The sequence below is a fragment of the Nocardioides sp. P5_C9_2 genome (assembly GCF_054049555.1).
Genome location: NZ_JBFUMD010000325.1, coordinates 1 through 4,598, shown reverse-complemented (window position 1 = coordinate 4,598; position 4,598 = coordinate 1). Strand labels below are relative to the sequence as shown.

Here is a 4,598-nt window from a genome sequence, read left to right as displayed (position 1 = left end):
ATCTTCTCCGGGGGCTACGCCTGTCGGCACCTGGCGATGGCGTCGGCCGACGAGGACGACCAGGCGGTCGCCGACAGCCTGCTCGAGCGGGCCGGCGAGGTGCACCCGATGACGGGTTTCGCGATGGGCCTGCGGGCGGGCGGCGACCTCCGGGTCGCGATGTCGTTCGAGGACGACGAGGTGGCCCGGGTCGACGCTCAGACGCGGGCGACCCTGGCCAGCGGACCGGCCCCGGGTCAGGGCGGCGACTTCGCCGACCGGTTCGCCCTGGACGAGGCGGCGTCCTCGGGACGCGTGGTGACCCTCGACCTCAGTCCGGTGCCGGGACAGTACGTGCTCTCGGACCTCACCAGCGGGCCGGTGCTGTTCGCGACCTGCTGAGACCGGTCAGTCCTGGGCGGGGCGCTGCCCCGGCGGACGGCGCGGCGAGACGCCCAGGAGTCGGTCGATCTCCTCCTGGGACAGGTGCTCCTCGGCCTCGCTCGCGGCGATGATCAGCGTGGTGGTCAGCTCCACCTCGCCGAGGAGGTCATCGTCCTCGAGGCTCACGTCGAACTGGTCAGGCACCACTACCTCCAGCTGTGGACGAGGACGGACTACGAAGATCGACCGTGCCCCCGCGGCCGGACGCTCAAACTGGTTCAATCGTAAAAAGTACCCGGGCTGTCGCGCAATGGCCCAAACGGGCAACGAGACCCTACCCGAACGGGTAGGGCCTCGCTGTCAGAAGTCCGGAACAGGTGCTGTGCCGGTGCTTCGAGGTGTCGTCAGACGGCGCGAACGTTCTCCGCCTGCGGGCCCTTGGGGCCCTGGGTGACGTCGAACTCGACCTTCTGGTTCTCGTCGAGGGACTTGTAGCCCTGCGACTGGATCGCCGAGTAGTGCACGAAGACGTCGTCGCCGCCGTCCTCCTGCGCGATGAAGCCGAAACCCTTCTCGGCGTTGAACCACTTCACGGTGCCTTGAGCCATTGCGCTGTTACTCCTGTTATCGGGCGAAAGATCGTCACTTCGACGATCCCGCAATAGATGCGGTGACACGTCGCTCCGACTCGCGGGACTGGCAGGCCCGAAGCTGAAACGCCGTTGGATCACAAACTCCGCGGGCGTCTACCTGCTGGAACTTGCACCTGTTGCACGACAAACACTACCAAGGAAGCGTGAGAAGGAAACCTCCGTGGCCACGAGAATTCGCGCGCATCGGTGAACTCTGTGCAGCGCGCGGACGACGACGACGTGACGACGCCCCGCCGGGCGTTTCGGTAGGCCATGTCGGGCTCGAACCKWCGACCCWCKGATTAARAGTCMGRTGCTCTACCAACTGAGCTAATRGCCCGCACGCAGCCTAGCGAGGTCGCCATACGACGTCGCCGTGCGGGGTCAGCGTTGCTCGGCGGGCACTCCGCGGGCTCCGGAGTCGGTCAGCCGGGCCTCCTCGAGCGCCATCGCCTCGAGCTCCTCGCGCCGGGTCGTCTCCATCATCTGGCGGGCGGCGTCGTAGGCCCCCGGCTCGGAGACGAGGTCGGTGGCACCCCGGCGAAGGCGGGCGAGCGCGGTCCGGGCAAAGATCTGCTGCTCGGTGGTGGTCCGCTCGGAGCGACCGCGCCCCAGGAACGAGATGGCCCAGTGCAGCAGCGCCGTCACGCGGCTCTTGAAGCCGGTGATGTAGACGAGGTGCACCCCGAGCCACATCAGCCAGGCGACGACGCCGGTGAGCCGGAGCTTGCCGACCATGGCGACGGCGCGGAAGCGGCTGATGATCGCCATCGAGCCCTTGTCGAAGTACTTGAAGGGTCCCTGCGGGGCGTGGCCAGCGAGCCGGCCCTCGATCTCCTTCGCGGCGTACTTGGCGCCCTGGATCGCCACCTGGGCGACGCCGGGCAGGTTGTCGAGGGCGATCATGTCGCCGACGACGAACACCTCGGGGTGACCGGGCAGCGTGAGGTCGGGGTTGACGCCGATGCGGCCCGCGCGGTCGAGCGGCGCGCCGCTCTGCTCCGAGAGGGTCTTGCCGAGCGGGCTCGCCTGTACGCCGGCAGCCCAGATCTTGGTGACCGTCTTGATCCGCTCGACGCGGCCGTCCTTGAACTTCATCTCGATGCCGCGCTCGTCGACGTCGGTCACCATGGCGCCGAGGATCACCTCGACCCCGAGCTTCTCGAGCTCGGCCTTGGCCTTCTCGCCGAGCTTCTGCCCGAAGGGCGGGAGCACCTGGGGGGCGGCGTCCAGCAGGATCACGCGCGCCTCGCGGGTGTTGATCGCCCGGAAGTCGCGCTTGAGGGTGCGGTGCGCCAGCTCGGCGATCTGGCCGGCCATCTCCACGCCGGTGGGACCGGCGCCGACGACCACGAAGGTGAGCAGGTGGTCGATGTCGTCGCCGCGGTTGGCTCCGAGCTCGGCCATCTCGAAGGCACCGAAGATGCGCCCCCGCAGCTCGAGGGCGTCGTCGATGCTCTTCATGCCGGGCGCGTACTCGGAGAAGTGGTCGTTGCCGAAGTAGGACTGCGCCGCGCCGGCGGCCACGATCAGCGAGTCGTAGTGGGAGACGGTCTCGCGGCCCAGCACGTGGCTGGTCACCGTGCGGGCCGTCAGGTCGACGCCGGTGACCTCGCCGAGCAGGACCTGGGCGTTCGTCTGGCCGCTGAGGACCTCGCGGGTCGGGGGTGCGATCTCGCCCTCGGACAGGATGCCGGTCGCCACCTGGTACAGCAGCGGCTGGAAGAGGTGGTGGGTCGTCTTCGCGACGACGGTGACGTCCACCGGGGCCTTGCGCAGTGCCTTGGTGCCGAACAGACCACCGAAGCCGGAGCCGATCACGACCACCTTGTGGGCAGCGGTCTGCTGGGCCTGGGAATCCGACATGTCAATCCTCCTGGAGCCGTGAGCGGCGCTGGACGACGTCACCCTCCTCGCCATTGTCCCGCCTCCGGCTACCGGGGCCCAAATGTCGGTCCGGTTCCGTGCGTCACATCTGGTCAACTCGTGCGTCTCAGGTAAGACTCAGCCAGACCACCGCACCTTTTCGACACCGATGCCGGCACCATCGCGGCGTCACTACTGAAGGCAAAAACTTTTCTCGGGGGCGTGTTTGCTCGGTGGTTGGCCTGGGTACGTACGCCCCGCTGGACTACCCACATCCTCCCCCGGTGAGTGACCTAGTGCCCTTGACGAAGCAAGCCCTCCCGCTGTCGGCGTCCCCGCGCGCCGTCGCGGACGCGCGCCGCTGGGTCCGGGACATCTGCCTCGAGCTCGGGCGCGAGGATCTCGTCGAGTGCGCCGAGCTCGGCGTCTCCGAGCTCACCACCAACGCCGTCCTGCACGGCGCCGAGCCGATCGCCGTACGGGTCCGCGGGACGGCCAGCCACCCCCGCATCGAGGTCAGCGACGGGTCGTCGCAGCCGCCGACCCCGCCCGGGCACTCCCCGGACCCCGAGGAGTTCCTGACCACCTTCGGTCGCGGGCTGTCGATCGTGGCCATGAGCTCGGTCGCGTGGGGGGCCTCCATCGAGTCCGACGGCAAGGTGGTGTGGTTCGAACCGGCACCGGAGGTGCGTGAGGACGGCGGCGCCGAGGCCGTCATCGACAGCACCGTCGTGGTCGAGCCCGCCCCCGTCAGCGAGGACGCGCGGGAGGTCCGGCTCCTCGGCGTCGACCCGCGGCTCTACTCCTCGCTGTCGCGTCAGTACTACGAGCTGCGCCGGGAGCTGCGCCTCCTCGCGGTCGCCCACCAGGACCACTACCCGCTCGCCGCCGACCTCTCGGCGATGTTCACCAGCTTCGAGCGCCAGATCCCGAGCGAGTTCCAGCGCACCGTCCGCGCGGCGCGACGGGCCGGCGTCCGCGCCGTCGACGTCTCGTTGCGGATGGAGCCGGAGGCCTCGGCGATCGTCTCCACGATGATCGAGATGTTCGACCTGGCCGACGCCTTCTGCAGGGCCGAGCGACTGCTCTCCCTGCAGCGCACGCCCGACCAGCGGACGTTCCACCTCTGGTACCTCGGCGAGATGGTGCGCCAGCTCGCGGGCGAGGCGCCCCGGTCCTGGCACGGCGACGGCGGCGGATCCGGGCTCATCAACGCCCAGCACGTCTCCTGACGCGAGCTTCGTCAGCCCAGCCCGAGTGCGTGCAGCCGAGCCTCGCCGATGCCGAAGTGGTGCGCGATCTCGTGCACGACGGTGATGCGCACCTCGTCGCGGAGCTCCTCGAGCGAGTCGCACATCTCGACCAGCGGGCGGCGGAACACCAGGATCCGGTCGGGAAGCATGCCGCTGTGGTTGGCCGCCCGCTCGGTGAGCGCCACGCCCTCGTAGATGCCGAGCAGGTGAGGGTCGTCGGCGGGGGCGTCGTCCTCGACCTGGAGCACCACGTTGCTCACCAGGCCGGCGATCTCGGCGGGCAGCTCGTCGAGGGCCGACTCGACGAGCCGGTCGAAGTCGTCGGGCGCGATCTCCACGGGCATGCGGCCAGCGTAGGCGGGGTGCGGGTGCCGCTCCACACAGAAGGCCGGCCCGGAGCGTGTGCTCCGGACCGGCCTGATGGCGACCCCGACGGGACTCGAACCCGCGGCCTCCGCCGTGACAGGGCGGCGCGCTAACCAAC

General features: G+C 69.5%; 6 protein-coding genes and 1 tRNA gene. 2 read left to right on the top strand and 5 right to left on the bottom strand.

Features of this window, described 5'->3' with window-relative positions:
* The coding region (locus ACXJKL_RS15165) for a hypothetical protein (protein WP_457207867.1) at nt 1-381 on the top strand (381 nt) is incomplete at its 5' end.
* Between the two features lie 6 nt (nt 382-387).
* Here the strand turns inward: ACXJKL_RS15165 and ACXJKL_RS15160 are convergent.
* The 4 genes from ACXJKL_RS15160 to ACXJKL_RS15145 all read right to left on the bottom strand — a co-directional run bounded on the left by ACXJKL_RS15160 (nt 388) and on the right by ACXJKL_RS15145 (nt 2,861).
* Nucleotides 388-567: a hypothetical protein gene (locus ACXJKL_RS15160; RefSeq protein ID WP_457207866.1), complete on the bottom strand. Its 180-nt coding sequence runs from the start codon at nt 565-567 to the stop codon at nt 388-390.
* 200 nt (nt 568-767) lie between these two features.
* Nucleotides 768-971, bottom strand: a complete 204-nt coding sequence (gene cspE / locus ACXJKL_RS15155; RefSeq protein ID WP_056886937.1) for a transcription antiterminator/RNA stability regulator CspE — start codon at nt 969-971, stop codon at nt 768-770.
* 291 nt (nt 972-1,262) lie between these two features.
* Nucleotides 1,263-1,335, bottom strand: a tRNA-Lys gene (locus tag ACXJKL_RS15150).
* Nucleotides 1,336-1,379: 44 nt separating this feature from the next.
* Nucleotides 1,380-2,861, bottom strand: a complete 1,482-nt coding sequence (locus ACXJKL_RS15145) for an NAD(P)/FAD-dependent oxidoreductase (RefSeq protein ID WP_457207865.1) — start codon at nt 2,859-2,861, stop codon at nt 1,380-1,382.
* Nucleotides 2,862-3,157: 296 nt separating this feature from the next.
* On the opposite strand from ACXJKL_RS15145, the gene ACXJKL_RS15140 reads away from it, so the two are divergent.
* Entirely contained in the window at nt 3,158-4,093 is a 936-nt protein-coding gene (locus ACXJKL_RS15140; protein WP_457207868.1) for an ATP-binding protein, read from the top strand.
* Between the two features lie 11 nt (nt 4,094-4,104).
* Here the strand turns inward: ACXJKL_RS15140 and ACXJKL_RS15135 are convergent, their stop codons facing one another.
* On the bottom strand, nt 4,105-4,458 hold the full coding sequence (locus ACXJKL_RS15135) for a metallopeptidase family protein (protein WP_457207864.1): 354 nt from the start codon (nt 4,456-4,458) through the stop codon (nt 4,105-4,107).
* Nucleotides 4,459-4,598 lie beyond the last annotated feature (140 nt).

Bases quoted from the DNA above. Each gene is read 5' to 3' on its own strand.
- cspE (WP_056886937.1), bottom strand. From the start codon at position 971: ATGGCTCAAGGCACCGTGAAGTGGTTCAACGCCGAGAAGGGTTTCGGC.
- ACXJKL_RS15145 (WP_457207865.1), bottom strand. From the start codon at position 2,861: ATGTCGGATTCCCAGGCCCAGCAGACCGCTGCCCACAAGGTGGTCGTG.
- ACXJKL_RS15135 (WP_457207864.1), bottom strand. From the start codon at position 4,458: ATGCCCGTGGAGATCGCGCCCGACGACTTCGACCGGCTCGTCGAGTCG.